General features: G+C 68.2%; 17 protein-coding genes. 8 read left to right on the top strand and 9 right to left on the bottom strand.

Going from position 1 to position 14377, the window contains the following annotated elements; all coding sequences use genetic code 11:
• Positions 1-182 precede the first annotated feature (182 nt).
• From leuC to ASD21_RS10120, 5 genes are all read left to right on the top strand, one after another.
• Entirely contained in the window at positions 183-1625 is a 1443-nt protein-coding gene (gene leuC / locus ASD21_RS10140; RefSeq protein ID WP_056440247.1) for a 3-isopropylmalate dehydratase large subunit, read from the top strand.
• Positions 1625-2233, top strand: coding sequence for a 3-isopropylmalate dehydratase small subunit (leuD, locus tag ASD21_RS10135; RefSeq protein WP_056440245.1), 609 nt, complete (start codon positions 1625-1627; stop codon positions 2231-2233). Before leuC ends, leuD begins: the two co-directional genes overlap by 1 nt.
• Positions 2233-2535 carry a putative quinol monooxygenase gene (locus ASD21_RS10130; RefSeq protein WP_056440241.1) on the top strand — a complete coding sequence of 101 codons (303 nt, stop codon included), beginning with the start codon at positions 2233-2235 and terminating at the stop codon, positions 2533-2535. Before leuD ends, ASD21_RS10130 begins: the two co-directional genes overlap by 1 nt.
• Before the next feature lie 13 nt (positions 2536-2548).
• Positions 2549-3601, top strand: coding sequence for a 3-isopropylmalate dehydrogenase (gene leuB, locus ASD21_RS10125; protein WP_056440239.1), 1053 nt, complete (start codon positions 2549-2551; stop codon positions 3599-3601).
• A gap of 64 nt (positions 3602-3665) precedes the next feature.
• The gene (locus ASD21_RS10120) at positions 3666-5300 is read left to right on the top strand and encodes a long-chain fatty acid--CoA ligase (RefSeq protein ID WP_056440237.1); all 1635 of its coding nucleotides are present in this window, start codon (positions 3666-3668) and stop codon (positions 5298-5300) included.
• 141 nt (positions 5301-5441) lie between these two features.
• Here ASD21_RS10120 and ASD21_RS10115 read toward each other — a convergent pair whose 3' ends face one another.
• From ASD21_RS10115 to ASD21_RS10100, 4 genes are all read right to left on the bottom strand, one after another.
• A complete protein-coding gene (locus ASD21_RS10115) occupies positions 5442-7538 on the bottom strand; it encodes a catalase (RefSeq protein ID WP_056440235.1) in 2097 nt (698 codons plus the stop codon).
• Between the two features lie 90 nt (positions 7539-7628).
• The gene (locus ASD21_RS10110) at positions 7629-8120 is read right to left on the bottom strand and encodes a GNAT family N-acetyltransferase (RefSeq protein WP_056440233.1); all 492 of its coding nucleotides are present in this window, start codon (positions 8118-8120) and stop codon (positions 7629-7631) included.
• Entirely contained in the window at positions 8117-8515 is a 399-nt protein-coding gene (locus tag ASD21_RS10105; protein ID WP_056440231.1) for an SRPBCC family protein, read from the bottom strand. Before ASD21_RS10105 ends, ASD21_RS10110 begins: the two co-directional genes overlap by 4 nt.
• Positions 8516-8543: 28 nt before the next feature.
• Positions 8544-8966 carry a YkvA family protein gene (locus ASD21_RS10100; protein WP_056440229.1) on the bottom strand — a complete coding sequence of 141 codons (423 nt, stop codon included), beginning with the start codon at positions 8964-8966 and terminating at the stop codon, positions 8544-8546.
• A 54-nt stretch (positions 8967-9020) separates the two neighbouring features.
• Between ASD21_RS10100 and ASD21_RS10095 the strand changes: the two genes are divergently transcribed.
• Complete coding sequence (locus ASD21_RS10095; RefSeq protein ID WP_056440227.1) at positions 9021-9803, top strand: SDR family NAD(P)-dependent oxidoreductase; 783 nt, start codon at positions 9021-9023, stop codon at positions 9801-9803.
• A gap of 56 nt (positions 9804-9859) precedes the next feature.
• Here ASD21_RS10095 and ASD21_RS10090 read toward each other — a convergent pair whose 3' ends face one another.
• From ASD21_RS10090 to ASD21_RS10080, 3 genes are all read right to left on the bottom strand, one after another.
• Positions 9860-10474, bottom strand: coding sequence for a CC0125/CC1285 family lipoprotein (locus ASD21_RS10090; protein WP_056440225.1), 615 nt, complete (start codon positions 10472-10474; stop codon positions 9860-9862).
• Positions 10475-10586: 112 nt separating this feature from the next.
• On the bottom strand, positions 10587-11234 hold the full coding sequence (locus ASD21_RS10085) for a LysE family translocator (protein WP_082554708.1): 648 nt from the start codon (positions 11232-11234) through the stop codon (positions 10587-10589).
• An 83-nt stretch (positions 11235-11317) separates the two neighbouring features.
• Positions 11318-11722 carry an MAPEG family protein gene (locus ASD21_RS10080; protein WP_056440221.1) on the bottom strand — a complete coding sequence of 135 codons (405 nt, stop codon included), beginning with the start codon at positions 11720-11722 and terminating at the stop codon, positions 11318-11320.
• Between the two features lie 170 nt (positions 11723-11892).
• Here ASD21_RS10080 and ASD21_RS10075 point away from each other — a divergent pair, with 170 nt between their 5' ends.
• Positions 11893-12093: a KTSC domain-containing protein gene (locus tag ASD21_RS10075; protein ID WP_056440219.1), complete on the top strand. Its 201-nt coding sequence runs from the start codon at positions 11893-11895 to the stop codon at positions 12091-12093.
• 37 nt (positions 12094-12130) lie between these two features.
• Positions 12131-13078: a cation diffusion facilitator family transporter gene (locus tag ASD21_RS10070; protein WP_056440217.1), complete on the top strand. Its 948-nt coding sequence runs from the start codon at positions 12131-12133 to the stop codon at positions 13076-13078.
• Here the strand turns inward: ASD21_RS10070 and ASD21_RS10065 are convergent.
• Positions 13054-13617 (bottom strand): GNAT family N-acetyltransferase, encoded by a 564-nt coding sequence (locus ASD21_RS10065; protein WP_056440215.1) that lies wholly within the window; start codon positions 13615-13617, stop codon positions 13054-13056. The genes ASD21_RS10070 and ASD21_RS10065 overlap by 25 nt on opposite strands.
• A 71-nt stretch (positions 13618-13688) precedes the next feature.
• Positions 13689-14366, bottom strand: coding sequence for a monofunctional biosynthetic peptidoglycan transglycosylase (gene mtgA / locus ASD21_RS10060; RefSeq protein WP_056440213.1), 678 nt, complete (start codon positions 14364-14366; stop codon positions 13689-13691).
• Positions 14367-14377: the final 11 nt, after the last annotated feature.

The following is a 14377-nucleotide window of genomic DNA, read 5'->3' as shown; positions in this document are numbered from 1 at the left end:
ACAGAGCGCGCCCTCTTTCCATTTCAGGCCCCGTGGCGGTGTTCAGAGGCAAGAAACTGCGTCAAAACGTCCGCATGCGGCGCCCTTGGGGCAGGATTGATCGCGTCACCGGCCGGTGAACGTGAATTTTCGGCGTTCCTCGCTTTACGCGCCCGTCCCCAGGGCCTAGATGCGCGGGTATCATGACCCGCGCACGCAAGACCCTCTACGACAAGATCTGGGACGCCCACGTCGTCAGCGAAACCAACGGCGAGGCGATCCTCTATATCGACCTGCACCTCATCCATGAGGTCACCACCCCGCAGGCCTTCGCCGGGCTTCGCGCGGCCGGCCGCAAGGTGCGCCGGCCCGACCGCACGCTCGCCGTGGCCGACCACAACATCCCGACCGAGGGCCAGGCCCTGGGCGTCGACGCGGTGGCGGACGAGGAAGCGCGCCTGCAGCTGAAGACCCTGGCCCGCAACGTCCAGGACAACGGCATCGAGTTCTTCCCCATGGGCGACATCCGCAACGGGATCGTCCACGTGGTCGGTCCCGAGCAGGGCCGCACCCAGCCGGGCATGACCATCGTCTGCGGCGACAGCCACACCTCGACCCACGGCGCCTTCGGGGCCCTGGCCCACGGCATCGGCACGTCCGAGGTCGAGCACGTCCTGGCCACCCAGACCCTGCGCCAGGAGAAGGCCCGGAACATGCTGGTCCGCGTCGACGGCCGGCTGGGCCCCGGCGTCACCGCCAAGGACGTGGCCCTGGCCGTGATCGGCGAGATCGGCACGGCCGGCGGCACCGGTTATGTCATCGAGTTCGCCGGCGACGTGGTCCGCGACCTGTCGATGGAAGGCCGTATGACCCTCTGCAACCTGACCATCGAGGGCGGCGCCAAGGCGGGCCTGGTCGCGCCGGACGACAAGACCTTCGCCTATATCCAGGGCAAGCCCTCGGCTCCCAAGGGCGCGGCCTGGGACATGGCGCTTTCCTACTGGAAGAGCTTCGTCAGCGACGAGGACGCCCATTTCGACCGCACCGTGGTGATCGACGGCTCGGCCCTGGTTCCGATGGTCACCTGGGGCACCTCGCCCGAGGACGTCATCCCGGTGACCGGCAACGTCCCCGATCCGGAAAGCTTCGCCACCCCGGACAAGCGCGCCGCCGCCCACCGGGCGCTCGATTATATGGGCCTGACCGCCGGCCAGCCGATCTCGGAAGCCCGTATCGACCGGGTCTTCATCGGCTCGTGCACCAACAGCCGGATCGAGGACATGCGCGCCGCCGCCGCCGTGGTGCAGGAAGCCTTCCTGCATGGCCGCCTGGTGGCCCCGCACGTCAAGGCCATGGTCGTGCCGGGCTCGGGCCTGGTCAAGGAACAGGCCGAGGAAGAGGGCCTGGACGCCATCTTCAAGGCCGCCGGCTTCGACTGGCGCGAGCCGGGCTGCTCGATGTGCCTGGCCATGAACCCCGACAAGCTGCAGCCGCAAGAGCGCTGCGCCTCGACCAGCAACCGCAACTTCGAGGGCCGCCAGGGCCGTGCCGGCCGCACCCACCTGGTCTCGCCGGCCATGGCGGCGGCGGCGGCGATCGCCGGCCACCTGGTCGATGTGCGCACCCTGCTCGAGGAGACTGTCTGATGCAGGCCTTCACCCGTCTCGACGGCCGCGCCGCGCCCCTGTCGCTGGCCAATATCGACACCGACCAGATCATCCCCAAGCAGTTCCTCAAGACGGTCGAGCGCGAGGGCCTGGCCAAGGGCCTGTTCTACGATTTCCGCTTCGACGGCGAGGGCAAGGAGAACGCCGACTTCGTGCTCAATCGGCCGGAGTACAAGGGCTCGTCCGTATTGATCGCCGGCGACAACTTCGGCTGCGGGTCGTCGCGCGAGCACGCCCCGTGGGCGCTGATGGATTTCGGGATCATGTGCGTGATCTCGACCAGCTTCGCCGACATCTTCAACAACAACTGCTTCAACAACGGCCTGCTGCCGGTGGTGCTGAAGCCCGAGGAAGTCGCCCAGCTGATGGACGAGGCCAAGGGCGGCAACCACATGGTCAGCATCGACCTGGAAGCCCAGACCGTGATCTCGCCCTCGGGCAAGAGCTTCCACTTCGACATCGATCCCGTGCGCAAGGACAAGATGCTCAAGGGCCTGGACTTCATCGGCGAGACGCTGATGCACGGCGCCGACATCGACGTCTATGAGAGCAAGCGGGCGCTGGATCGTCCCTGGCTGGAAGCCTGATGACCCTCATCCTGGCCGGAACCATCCGCGTCGCGCCCGAACGCCTGGCCGACCTGCGTCCGCACTTGAAGGCCCAGGTCGAGGGCAGCCGGGGCGAGCCGGGCTGCCTGGACTACGCCCTCAGCGAGGATCCCCTGGACCCTGGCCTGATCCGGGTGTTCGAGCACTTCGTCGACGAGGCGGCACTGGCCTTCCATCGCGCCAGCCCGCACATGGCCGCCTGGCGCGCCTGCTTCCCCGAACTGGGCGTCCACGACCGCCGCATGGCGTCGTATGACGTCTCCGACTACCGCGAAATCTAAAGAGAGCCTTCCGATGTCCACGCTCCTGCTCCTGCCCGGCGACGGGATCGGCCCCGAGGTCTGCGCCCAGGTGCGGCGGGTGGCTGCCGCCCTCACGCCCGACCTGAACCTTGAGGAGCGGATCTATGGCGGCGTCAGCTACGACGCTCACGGAACGCCGCTGACCGACGAGGTCCGCGACGCGGCCCTGGCCAGCGACGCGGTGCTGATGGGCGCGGTCGGCGGCCCGCAATGGGCCAACGCCCCGCGCCACCTGCGCCCGGAGGCCGGCCTGCTGAACCTGCGCAAGGCGATGGACGTCTACGCCAACCTGCGCCCGGCCTATTGCTTCGAGGCCCTGGCCGACGCCTCCAGCCTCAAGCGCGAGCTGGTCTCCGGCCTGGACATCATGTTCGTCCGTGAACTGACGGGCGGCGTCTATTTCGGCCAGCCCCGGGGAATCGAAGACCTCGGCAACGGCCAGAAGCGCGGCGTCGACACCCAGGTCTACACCACCGCCGAGATCGAGCGCGTGGCCCGGGTGGCCTTCGAGCTGGCCCGCGGCCGCGGCAACCGCGTCGCCTCGGCCGAGAAGTCGAACGTCATGGAAAGCGGCCTGCTCTGGAAGCAGGTGGTCACCGACCTGCACGCCCGCGACTACGCCGACGTCCAGCTGGAGCACATCCTGGCCGACAACTGCGCCATGCAGCTGGTCCGCGCCCCCAAGCAGTTCGACGTCATCGTCACCGACAACCTGTTCGGCGACATCCTGTCCGACGCCGCCGCCATGCTGACCGGCTCGCTGGGCATGCTGCCCTCGGCGGCGCTGGGCGCGGCGGGCAAGCCGGGCCTCTACGAGCCCATCCACGGCTCGGCCCCCGACATCGCCGGCAAGGGCGTGGCCAATCCGCTGGCCGCCATCCTGTCGTTCGAAATGGCCCTGCGCTGGTCGCTGAACCGCGCCGACGCCGCCGACGCCCTGCTGGCGGCGGTCAAGGCGGCGCTGGACGGCGGAGCCCGCACCCGCGACCTCGGCGGCTCGCTGACGACGGTCCAGATGGGCGACGCGGTGCTGAAGGGGCTGTAAGCCCCTTCCCCAACAGCCGTTCGAAGCCCTAGGCTCCTCCCAACAAGAAAAGGGAGAGGCGCCCATGATCCCGGGCCTGATGCAGACCGCACCGCTGCTGATCAGCGGCATCCTGCGCTATGCGGCCGCCGCCCACGGCGGGCGCGAGGTCGTGTCCCGGCTGATCGACGAGCCCGTCTGGCGCTACGACTATGCGGGCCTGGCCCGCCGCGCGGCCCAGGCCGCCAACGCCCTGACCCGGCTGGGGGTGAAGTCCGGCGACCGGGTCACGTCCCTGGCCTGGAACACCCATCGGCACCTGGAGCTGTTCTACGCCGTGCCCGGCCTGGGCGCGGTGCTGCACACCGCCAATCCCCGGCTGTCGGACGAGCAGATCATCTTCACGATCAACCACGCGGCCAGCGGGGTGCTGCTGTTCGACCGTAATTTCGCCGAGCTGGTGGCCCGCCTCGCCCCCCGCCTAACCACGGTGAAGACCTTCGTCATGCTTTCGGACGCCGAGCGGACCCATGACGCGGGGGTCGGGGCGACCTCGTACGAGACCCTGATCGCCGGGGAGGCCGAGACCTTCGACTGGCCCGGGCTGGACAAGGCGGGGCTGGACGAGAACGCCGGGGCCTTCCTCTGCTACACCTCGGGCACCACAGGGGACCCCAAGGGGGTGCTCTATTCGCACCGCGCCGTGGTGCTGCACGCCATGGCCGGAGGCCTGGCCAGCGCGTTCGGCCTGACCGCCTTCGACGTGGTGATGCCCTGCTCCAGCCTCTACCACGCCACCGCCTGGGGCGTGCCGTTCACCGCGCCGATCTGCGGCTCCAAGCTGGTGCTGCCGGCCGACAAGATGGACGGCGCCTCGCTGCATGAGCTGATCCAGGGCGAGGGCGTCACCTTCACCGGCGGGGTGCCGACGATCTGGACCATGTACCTGGCCTGGCTGGAGCAGACCGGCCAGCGGCCGGACAGTCTCAAGCGGGTTGTGATCGGCGGCAGCGCCGTGCCGCGCGCCATGGCCGAGACCTTCAAGACGAAGTACGGCGTCGACGTGCTGCAGATCTGGGGCATGACCGAGACCTGCCCGATCGGCGTGGTCGCCACGCCGACCCCGTCCCTGGCCGCCCTGGGCGAGGACGCGATGAACGAGGCGATCTGGACCCGCCAGGGCCGGCTGCAGTTCGGCATCGAGCTGCGGGTCGAGACCGAGGACGGGGCCGAGGCGCCGCGCGACGGCGAGACCTCGGGCGCCCTGAAGGTGCGCGGCCCCTGGGTGGTGCGCCGCTACTACCGCCAGGACGCCGACGCCGCCCAGGACGACGGCTGGTTCGACACCGGCGACATCGCCACCCTGGACGAGCACGGCTTCATGCGCATCACCGACCGCCAGAAGGATGTCATCAAGTCGGGCGGCGAATGGATCAGCTCGATCGACCTGGAAAACATCGCCGCCGGCTGTCCGGGCGTGAAGATCGCCGCCGTCGTGGGCGTGCCGCATCCCAAGTGGGAGGAACGGCCGCTGCTGGTCATTGAGGTCCACGAGGGGGCCGAGGTCGGCAAGGCGGATGTGTTGGCCTATCTGGCGCCTCGGATCGTCAAGTGGTGGACGCCCGATGACGTGGTGTTCGCGCCGGTTCCGCTGACGGCGACGGGCAAGATCGACAAGAAGGTGCTGCGGGGGGCTTGGCGGGAGCACCTCATGGGCTAGCGCGGCTGGCGCTTGCCCCCTACGGATCGCTTCGCGATCGTCTTCCCCCACAGGGGGAAGAGGCGCCGCGTGGGCGTCCTCCGCCCCCTATGGGGGCGGACAGACCGCGAGGCGGTCAGGTGGGAGCAAGTGCGTGCGCCCCTAAGCCAGCGTCCGCACCTTGGGCTCCCGATCCCAGAACCGCTTGGCCGCCGCCGCGATGAAGTCCGCGCCCAGGCCGACCACGCCTTCGTCCGGCTCGACGCCCGCCTTGTCCAGCAGCGGCTTGGCCGCATCGGTGGCGCCGATCGCCTTCAGATGCCCGAAGGCGTCCATCACGAACTGCACGGCCGCCGCCTCCTTCAGCAACGCCGCGCAGCCGGTGTCGGACAGCACCACGGCGATGGCGTCCACGGTCACCGAGGGCGTCCCGGCCAGTTGGCCGTCGGCCGGGATCAAGACCCCGTCCGCGCCTTTGGCTCCGCCGATTTTCGGGGCGATGACCTTGGACACGGCGCCGGCCTTGCTGATCGCGGCCTTCAGCTTGTCGACCGCCGCGCCGTCCGAACCGTCGGCGATCAGGATCCCGATCACGTGGCCCTTGATGTCCTTGGGCGCGCGCGGGCCGTTGACGATCCGCAGGGCCGGAGAGGGGTCCAGGTCCTGCACCGGCGCCGCCGACTTCGAGGCCTTGGGCACGGGCATGTTCAGGCCCGCCCCGACTCGCGTGGCCAGGTCCGGATCGACATTGACCAGGTTGGACATCATCCGCGTGCGCACCGCCTCGATGCCGACCTTCGAAAGCTCGAACACCAGGGCCGAGGCCAAGTGGGCCTGCTCGGCCGGATCCAGCGAGCGGAAGAACAATCGCGCCTGGCTGTAGTGGTCGGCGAAACTTTCGGGCCGGATCCGCAACTTGTCGCCCTGCTCGCTGGGGCCGTCGGCCGTCTGGAAGGTCGTGAACCCCGTCATCGGGCATTCGCGCGGCCCGGTCACCTCGCCCGCCGTCTCGGCCAGGCTGTTGGGCTCGTAATTGGCGCGGCCCTTGGGCTGCAGCATCTGCATCTGCCCATCGCGCTGGAAGTTCATCACCGGGCACTTGGGCGCGTTGATCGGGATCTGGTGGAAATTAGCCGTGCCCAGCCGGCTCTTCTGGGTGTCCAGATAGGAAAACAGCCGACCCTGCAGCAGCGGGTCGTTGGTGAAGTCGACGCCCGGCACGATGTTGGCCGGGCAGTAGGCCACCTGTTCGGTCTCGGCGAAGAAGTTGTCGGGCCAGCGGTCCAGCACCATGCGGCCGACGATCCGCACCGGCAGCACCTCCTCCGGAATGATCTTGGTGGGGTCCAGCACGTCGAACGGCAGGCCGTCGGCGAAGGCCTGGTCGAAGGTCTGGATGCCCAGCTCCCATTCGGGAAAGTCGCCGCGCTGGATGGCCTCGAACAGGTCGCGGCGCTGGAAGTCCGGGTCAGCGCCGGCCAGCTTCACCGCCTCGTCCCAGATCGTCGAGGCCACGCCCTGCTTGGGCTTCCAGTGGAACTTGACGAAGGTCGACCTGCCGGCCGCGCTTACGAACCGAAACGTGTGGACGCCGAAGCCTTCCATGGTCCGCAAGGACCGGGGGATGGTCCGATCGCTCATCGCCCACATGATCATGTGGGTGCTTTCCGGCATCAGGCTGATGAAGTCCCAGAAGGTGTCGTGGGCGGTGGCGGACTGCGGATAGCCGCGGTCGGCCTCCATCTTCACCGAATGGACCAGGTCGGGGAACTTGATGGCGTCCTGGATGAAGAACACCGGGATGTTGTTGCCGACGAGGTCCCAGTTGCCCTCCTTGGTGTAGAACTTCACCGCGAAGCCGCGCACGTCGCGCGGGGTGTCGACGCTGCCGGCCCCGCCGGCCACGGTGGAGAAGCGGGTGAACAGCGGGGTCTTCTCGCCGGCCCGCTGGAAGAGGTCGGCCTTGGTCAGGTCCGACAGCGACTCGTAGAGCTCGAAGAAGCCGTGGGCGGCCGAACCGCGGGCATGGACGATCCGTTCGGGGATCCGCTCGTGGTCGAAGTGGAAGATTTTTTCGCGAAGGACGAAGTCCTCCAGCAGCACCGGACCGCGCTCGCCGGACTTCAGCTGGTTCTGGTTGTCGGAGATCCGGATGCCCTGGTTGGTGGTCAGGTGGCCTTCGGGATCATGAGGCCCCTTTTCCGGCACGTGCTGGTGGGTCTCGCCGCCGTTGCCGACGTCGGTCTTGAAGCTGTCCATGTCCGCCACTCCTGATGCGCCCGGGGTGACGGCCAAACCCGGCTCGGAGCGGATCGTTCCAATGTCGGAAAGTCGAAGGAAGGCGCGATCTTAGGACAGCCGCAGCCGCCAGGTCTCGGAGATCAGGCCGTCGCCGAAGCCGTCATAGGGCCAGGTTTCCTCCAGCACGAAACCGGCGCGTTCGTAGAGACGGCGGGCGGGCAGCAGGTTGTTCTGTGTCCAGAGCACGACCTCGGCATAGCCGGCCAGCCGGGCGAAACCGACACATTCGGTCACCAGTTTCTCGCCGACGCCCAGTCCCCGCGCCGAGGGCTCGACCAGCAGCAGGCGGAGGCGCCCGACCGTGTCGCCTTCGCGGGCCAGCATGATCGAGCCGACCGGCCGCCCCCCATGTCCGTCATCGTGTTCGGCGATCCAGCAGGCCTCGCGGGCCGGGTCGAAGGTCTTGATAAAGTCTGAGACGACCCCGGCCACCACGCCTTCGAACCGGGCGTCCCATCCCTGTTCCTCCGCATACAGAACACCGTGCCGCTGAACGATCCAGCCGAAGTCGCCAGGGCGGGGTCCTCGGAGGGTGATCATGCTTCCAGCAAAGCCTTCAGTCTCGCCAGGTCCTGGGCGACCATGCCCTGGTCGCGCTCGAACGCCGCGTCGTCCATGCCCGGCGGGCGGAACAGGGTCAGGGTCACCTCGGCTCCGTCGCCGTTGGCCACGACCCGCAGCGGGATCGACAGCTCCGTCCCGTCCGGCGGGGTCACCCAATGATCGAGGACGCCGTGGACATTCTCGGGCGAGAACCGCACCTGGACGTCGCCGTCCAGGCCGTGGGCGATCCAGCGGTCGCCGTCGCGGGTCAGGCCCGCGCCGAGGCCGGCGGCCCACTTGGGAAAACTCTCGGGCCGCCGAGCGAAGGCATAGACCTCGGCGGCCGGGCGGGCGATCGATACGGTGATCGGACGGGTCTCGAACAGGGTCATGGCGGCGGCCTACGAAGCGTCCACCAGATCAATCGTCCGCGCCGAGCTTGGCCAGGAAGGTCTTGGCCTCGTCCTTGTGGCGCGGCTTGATGTTCTTGCCGAGGATGGCGATCAAGGCCGCGATGACGGCCGCGTCGTCCGTGAAGCCGATGGCCGGCAGCACGTCGGGAATGGCGTCGGTGGGCAGGACGAAATAGGCCAGGGCCGCCAACATCATGCCCTTGGCGGCGGTCGGAGTGGTCGGGTCCTTGGCGCACCACCACAGCGACAGGGCGTCGGCCGCGAACGGGATCTTGGACGCCACCTTGCGGATCTTCGGCCAGAAGCCGCGCGCCACTCGTTGCTCGTTGACCCGCACCGCGGCCGGCACGAGCGCCTTCTTCGGATCCAGCACCTCGCGGGCGTTGGCTTCGGGGTTGACGTCAGGGGATGGTTTGGCGTCGGCGCTCATCGGGTTAAACCGCTCCTCAAGGTTCAATTAAACGCAAGTCGTGAGGAAACGTCCATGAAACTCGATAGCACCGTCGCCGCCGTGGTCACTGGAGGCGCCTCGGGCCTCGGCGAAGCCACCGCCCGCGCCTTGGCCGCCCAGGGCGTCAAGGTCGCGATCTTCGACATGAACGAGGCCAAGGGCGAAGACGTGGCCAAGGCGATCGGCGGGGTGTTCTGCAAGGTCAACGTGACGTCGGACGCCGACGTCGACGCCGGCTTCGAGAAGGCCCGCGCCGCCCACGGCCAGGAGCGGATCCTGGTCAACTGCGCCGGCACCGGCAACGCCATCAAGACCGCCAGCCGCGACAAGACCACCGGCGAGGCCAAGCACTTCCCGCTCGACGCCTTCAACATGATCATCCAGATCAACCTGGTCGGCACGTTCCGCTGCATCGCCAAGTCGGCCAAGGGCATGCTGGACCTGGAGCCGCTGGCCGACGGCGAGCGCGGCGCGATCGTCAACACCGCCAGCGTGGCGGGCGAGGACGGCCAGGTCGGCCAGGCCGCCTATTCGGCGTCCAAGGGCGGCGTCATCGGCATGACCCTGCCGATCGCCCGCGACCTGATGAACGACGGCATCCGCGTCAACACCATCCTGCCGGGCATCTTCAACACCCCGCTGATGAACGGCGCGCCCGAGAATGTGAAGGCCGCCCTGGCCGCCTCGGTGCCGTTCCCCAAGCGCCTGGGCAATCCGGAAGAATACGCCCAACTGGCCCTGACGATGATCACCTGCGGCTATTTCAACGGCGAGGACGTGCGCCTGGACGGCGGCATCCGCATGGCCCCGCGCTAAAAGCGAAAAGGGCCTCCCCGCGAGGGGAGGCCCAAGATCGCGCGGTTCGAACTCGATCAGCCCGCCGGCGGGACCGGACGCAGGATCGTCGGAGCCAGATTGGTCATGATCTCGCGAGCGTCGTAGGCGCGCGGGTCCCCAGCGGGCTTGGGGCCCTTGTGGAGCAGGATCTCGGCGCTGGCCTGGAACTTCTCGATCGTGCGGATCTCGGTGGTCCCGCCCCAGAACGGGTCGCCCCACGGACCCCAATAGCCGCCGTAACCGCCGTAGTAGCCCCGCCAGGCCGGGCGCCAGTAGCCGTACGGATAGCCGCCGTAGCCATAGCCGTAACCGCCCCAGCCGTAGCCGAAGTTGTCGATCACGGCGCGGGCCGAGCGGTCGGTGCGGCGGTCGGCGGTCTCGAACCAGTCATAGCCCGCCTGCACGGTGACCTCGGCCGCCCGGTAGAGCAGGTAGCGCTCGACGGTTTCACGCGAGGTCACGCTGTTGCCGGCGAAATTGACCTGATAGCGGTCGCTCTCCAACCGCCTGTCGGAGAAGCCGCCGGCGGCCTTCTGACCGGCGACGTTCGGCTGGTAGGGAGTAGCGGTGGCGCAGGCCGTCAGGAGGGCGGCGAGCGCCAAGGCAGCGACCAACCCGGCCTTGCCGGCGATCGTCTTGCGAATAATCATGGCGCATCCCTTCACTAGGAAACTTGGCGAAAAGAGCCGTTTCGTCCCATCAGTATAAATGCATGGCGCAGCTTTGTGGTTTCGCCAAGGCCCTTGCGTTTCAACCTTGTGATCAACCGCGCGAGACGATCAGCCCGGCGGCGGTGATCAGCAGCACGCCGACGACAATCGCGAAGCCCTTCCGGAAGCCCGGCTCGTTCATCCGCGAGGCCAGCGCGGCGCCGCCCAGACCGTAGCTGCTCATGCTGATTAGATCCATGCCGATGGTGGCGGCGGCGAACATCACTAGCTGCGGGGCCAGCGGCCGATGCACGTCGATGAACGGCGGCAGGACCGCGGTGAAGAACAGCAGAATCTTGGGGTTGGCGATCTGCACGGCGAAACCGTCGCGGAACGCCGAGCGGCCCATGCGGAACGACCGGTGGGTTTCGCCCGCGCCGCCCTTGTCCTGTATTCCCGCGCGGATCGATTTGACGCCTAGCCAGACCAGATAGACCGCGCCGGCCAGGGCCAGCAGGTGGAAGGCTTTCGGGAAGGCGATGATCAGCGCGCCCAGGCCCAGGGCCGAACAGGCGAACCAGACCAGGGTGGCGACGTTCATGCCAGCCACGCCCAGCAGAGCCGCGCCCCTGCCCTTCTGCATGCCGGTGGCGATGGCGAACAGGTTGGCCGGCCCCGGCGTGATGGCCATGACGAACATCGTCACCAGGAAGGCGCTGTAGCGGGCGGGATCGACGGGCAGGGTCATGTCTGGCGTCATAGCCAAGCCTCGCCCGTCGGGCCAGCGCAAGCGTGACAGCCGAAAGTGGATGCCGGTTTCGGCTGTCACGCTCCAAGGAAGGTTCAGGCGCCGAGCGTCGCCAGCATCCAGATGACGCGGCCAAGGGCGCCGAACAGCAGGATCGCCGTCGCCAGGGCCTGAATGATGAAGCCGGCCTCGCGCTTGCCCGGATCGGCCACGTAGCCGAGGGCGTAGATGATCCGCCCGGCGATCCAGACCACGCCGAGGATGGTGGCGGCCAGGTCGCTCCAGTAGATCGCGAACAGCCACAGCGACGGCAGGAACAGCGGCAGCCATTCCAGGGTGTTGGCCTGAACGCGGACATGACGCTCGAGGACGGGGTCCCCGGTCATGGTCGGCGCGTCGATCCCGCATTTGCGGCGCGCCCCGACGACGCCAAGCGCCATCCAGACATAGACGAGCAGGGCGATCAGCGTGACGACGGCGACCCAGGAATGCGGTTGCATGTGCGTTTCTCCCCCGGCTCCCGTGAAGCGGAGCCTTTCGCATCCGCGACTACAGCGCTGTTCGCGCGAGATTGCACCCTAAACAGGCGCCTGACGGGCCCCGGGGAACCGGCCAAGGCGGATACGCGCTTTTCCGTCTGAAACCGATCCTCATGCGGAGGCTTTCAGCCATGCGTGTCGACTCCACGGCGATCCGCCAAATCGACTACGAGCCCGAGCACGGCAAGCTCTACGTGACGTTCCACGACGGCGACGAATACGTCTATGTCGGGGTGCCGCCCCGGGTGACCGAGGCCTTCGAGCGCGCGCCGTCCAAGGGTCGGTTCTTTCAGCGGATGATCCGCGACCGGTATCCGTACAATCGGGTCTGACCGGGAACGGGCCGCTTCGCCGCCGCGTTCGGGCGGCATGGCCGCGACGGGAACCCACAACAGCTCGACCATGGTCGTCTACGCGGCCCTGGCCGGCAATCTGGCCATCGCCGTCACCAAGTTCGTCGCCTTCGCCCTCACCGGCTCCTCGGCCATGCTGACCGAAGCGATTCACTCCAGCGTCGACACGGGCAACCAGGGCCTGCTGCTGCTGGGCCTGGCCAGGGCCCGCAAGCCGCCCAGCGAAACCCATCCGTTCGGCTACGGCATGGAGGTCTATTTCTGGGCCTTCGTCGTGGCCTTGCTGATCTTCGCCCTGGGCGGGGCCTTCTCGATCTACGAGGGCGTGCTCAAGATTTTCCGACCCGAGCCCATCGAACGCGCCTGGATCAATTTCCTGGTCGTCGGCCTGGCGACCCTGTTCGAGGGCGGCTCGTTCCTGGTGGCCTGGAAGGAGTTCAGGGTCCTGACCCGCGGCACGCCTCTCCTGCGCGCCATCCGCCGCAGCAAGGACCCCTCGGTCTTCGCCGTGCTGCTGGAGGACGGCGCCGCCCTGGCCGGCCTGGCGATCGCGGCGCTGGGCGTGGCGGGTTCGGCGGTGTTCGGGATCCCCTGGGCCGACGGCGCGGCCTCGGTGGCGATCGGCGTCCTGCTGGTGCTGGTGGCGATCTTCCTGGCCAACGAGACCCGCAGCCTGCTGACCGGCGAGTCGGCCTCGCCGCGCATCGTCGAAGAGGTGCGCCAGATGCTGGCCGCCGACCCGCGCGTCGACACCGTGGCCGAGGTGCTGAGCATGCATCTGGGGCCGCAGGAGATCCTGCTGGGCGTGACCCTGGACTTCCACGACGACCTGACCGCCGGCGAGATCGAGGACGCCGCCGACGACTTCGCGGTGCGCATCCGGACCATCGACGAGAGGATCACGCGGGTGTTCGTGCGCTCGGGCCGGGCCCGGGCGGCCTATGCGCGGCCGTTGGGAGCTTGAGCCCGCCGCGCCCTCCATTCGTCCGCGGTCTGCCCCCACAGGTGGATCTCGACGTCCTGGTAAGGCTCGGGCAGGTTTCCGGCTTCCAAGAAGCGCGAACCGATCCGTTGGGCCACCTTGATCGACGGCGTGTTGGCCGGGTCGATGCAGTGGACCAGCCGCGTCCAGCCCAGATGGTCGACGGCCCAGTCCATGGTCGCCGTCGTCGCCTCGACCGCATAGCCCTTGCCGTGGGCGCGGGGATGCAGGCTCCAGCCCACCTCGGTCCCCGGCCAGCCTTCGGGGCGCCACGGGCCCACGCGGCCGACCCATAGGCCGGTGTCCTTCTCGATCAGCGAGAACATGCCAAAGCCGTTCAGCGCCCAGGACCCGGCCATGGTCGCCATCATTCGCCAGGTCTGGGACCGGCTCATCTGCCCGCCGATGAAGCGCGCGGCGTCCGCATCGGCCATCAGCTCCGCCCAGCCGTCGAGATCCTCCGTGGCGGGAGGGCGCAGGATCAGCCGCTTGGTTTCCAGGGTCGGTCCGGGAGCGATCATGGCCTGTCCTTCCGCAAAACCTGTCATCCCGGACAAGCGCGTAGCGCGCCGATCCGGGATGACAACCGAAACTAAGCCACGCAGGCCGCCAGGCCGTCGCGGCGCACAGCGCCCGAAGCCTTGCCGATCCGGCTGGAGCGCTTCTTCACATAGCGTCCCGGATTGACCGCCTTCCACTTCAGGGGGCTGGGCAGGATCGCCGCCAGCCGCGACGACTGCTGCTGGGTCAACCTGTCGGCCCCGACCTTGAAATAGGTCCGCGACGCGGCTTCCGCGCCATAGATGCCGGGGCCGTATTCGATGGAGTTCAGATAGACCTCCATGATCCGCTTCTTGCCCCAGAACGTCTCGATCAGCACCGTGAACCAGGCCTCCAGTCCCTTGCGGAAATAGGAGCGGCCCTGCCACAGGAAGACGTTCTTGGCGGTCTGCTGGCTGATGGTCGAGCCGCCGCGGATCTTTTTTCCCTTGCCGTTGTTCTCGTAGGCCTTCTGCAGGGCCTCGAAGTCGAAGCCGTGGTGGTCGCAGAACCGGGCGTCCTCGGCGGCGATCAGGGCGCGCGGCAGGGCTGGCGAGACCTCGCCGATCGGCCGCCAATGGTGGTTCCAGCCCTTGCCCTCGGCCAGGCGGATGACCATCAGCGGCGTCGCGGGCGGCGGCACGAAGCGATAGACGATCACCGTCAGCACCGGCCCGGCGACCAGCACGATGAACAGCGCGACCAGGATGTTACGCAGCAGAACCCGCACGAAATCTCTCG

The sequence above is a fragment of the Caulobacter sp. Root1455 genome, assembly GCF_001426905.1.
Taxonomy (GTDB): domain Bacteria; phylum Pseudomonadota; class Alphaproteobacteria; order Caulobacterales; family Caulobacteraceae; genus Caulobacter.
The sequence above is the reverse complement of the archived record's forward strand: the minus strand, read 5'-3'. Positions and strand labels throughout refer to the sequence as shown.

Excerpts from the sequence above, each read along its gene's own strand:
- leuC (WP_056440247.1), top strand. The coding sequence starts at position 183 with ATGACCCGCGCACGCAAGACCCTCTACGACAAGATCTGGGACGCCCAC.
- leuD (WP_056440245.1), top strand. The coding sequence starts at position 1,625 with ATGCAGGCCTTCACCCGTCTCGACGGCCGCGCCGCGCCCCTGTCGCTG.
- ASD21_RS10130 (WP_056440241.1), top strand. The coding sequence starts at position 2,233 with ATGACCCTCATCCTGGCCGGAACCATCCGCGTCGCGCCCGAACGCCTG.
- leuB (WP_056440239.1), top strand. The coding sequence starts at position 2,549 with ATGTCCACGCTCCTGCTCCTGCCCGGCGACGGGATCGGCCCCGAGGTC.
- ASD21_RS10120 (WP_056440237.1), top strand. The coding sequence starts at position 3,666 with ATGATCCCGGGCCTGATGCAGACCGCACCGCTGCTGATCAGCGGCATC.
- ASD21_RS10115 (WP_056440235.1), bottom strand. The coding sequence starts at position 7,538 with ATGGACAGCTTCAAGACCGACGTCGGCAACGGCGGCGAGACCCACCAG.
- ASD21_RS10110 (WP_056440233.1), bottom strand. The coding sequence starts at position 8,120 with ATGATCACCCTCCGAGGACCCCGCCCTGGCGACTTCGGCTGGATCGTT.
- ASD21_RS10105 (WP_056440231.1), bottom strand. The coding sequence starts at position 8,515 with ATGACCCTGTTCGAGACCCGTCCGATCACCGTATCGATCGCCCGCCCG.
- ASD21_RS10100 (WP_056440229.1), bottom strand. The coding sequence starts at position 8,966 with ATGAGCGCCGACGCCAAACCATCCCCTGACGTCAACCCCGAAGCCAAC.
- ASD21_RS10095 (WP_056440227.1), top strand. The coding sequence starts at position 9,021 with ATGAAACTCGATAGCACCGTCGCCGCCGTGGTCACTGGAGGCGCCTCG.
- ASD21_RS10090 (WP_056440225.1), bottom strand. The coding sequence starts at position 10,474 with ATGATTATTCGCAAGACGATCGCCGGCAAGGCCGGGTTGGTCGCTGCC.
- ASD21_RS10085 (WP_082554708.1), bottom strand. The coding sequence starts at position 11,234 with ATGACGCCAGACATGACCCTGCCCGTCGATCCCGCCCGCTACAGCGCC.
- ASD21_RS10080 (WP_056440221.1), bottom strand. The coding sequence starts at position 11,722 with ATGCAACCGCATTCCTGGGTCGCCGTCGTCACGCTGATCGCCCTGCTC.
- ASD21_RS10075 (WP_056440219.1), top strand. The coding sequence starts at position 11,893 with ATGCGTGTCGACTCCACGGCGATCCGCCAAATCGACTACGAGCCCGAG.
- ASD21_RS10070 (WP_056440217.1), top strand. The coding sequence starts at position 12,131 with ATGGCCGCGACGGGAACCCACAACAGCTCGACCATGGTCGTCTACGCG.
- ASD21_RS10065 (WP_056440215.1), bottom strand. The coding sequence starts at position 13,617 with ATGATCGCTCCCGGACCGACCCTGGAAACCAAGCGGCTGATCCTGCGC.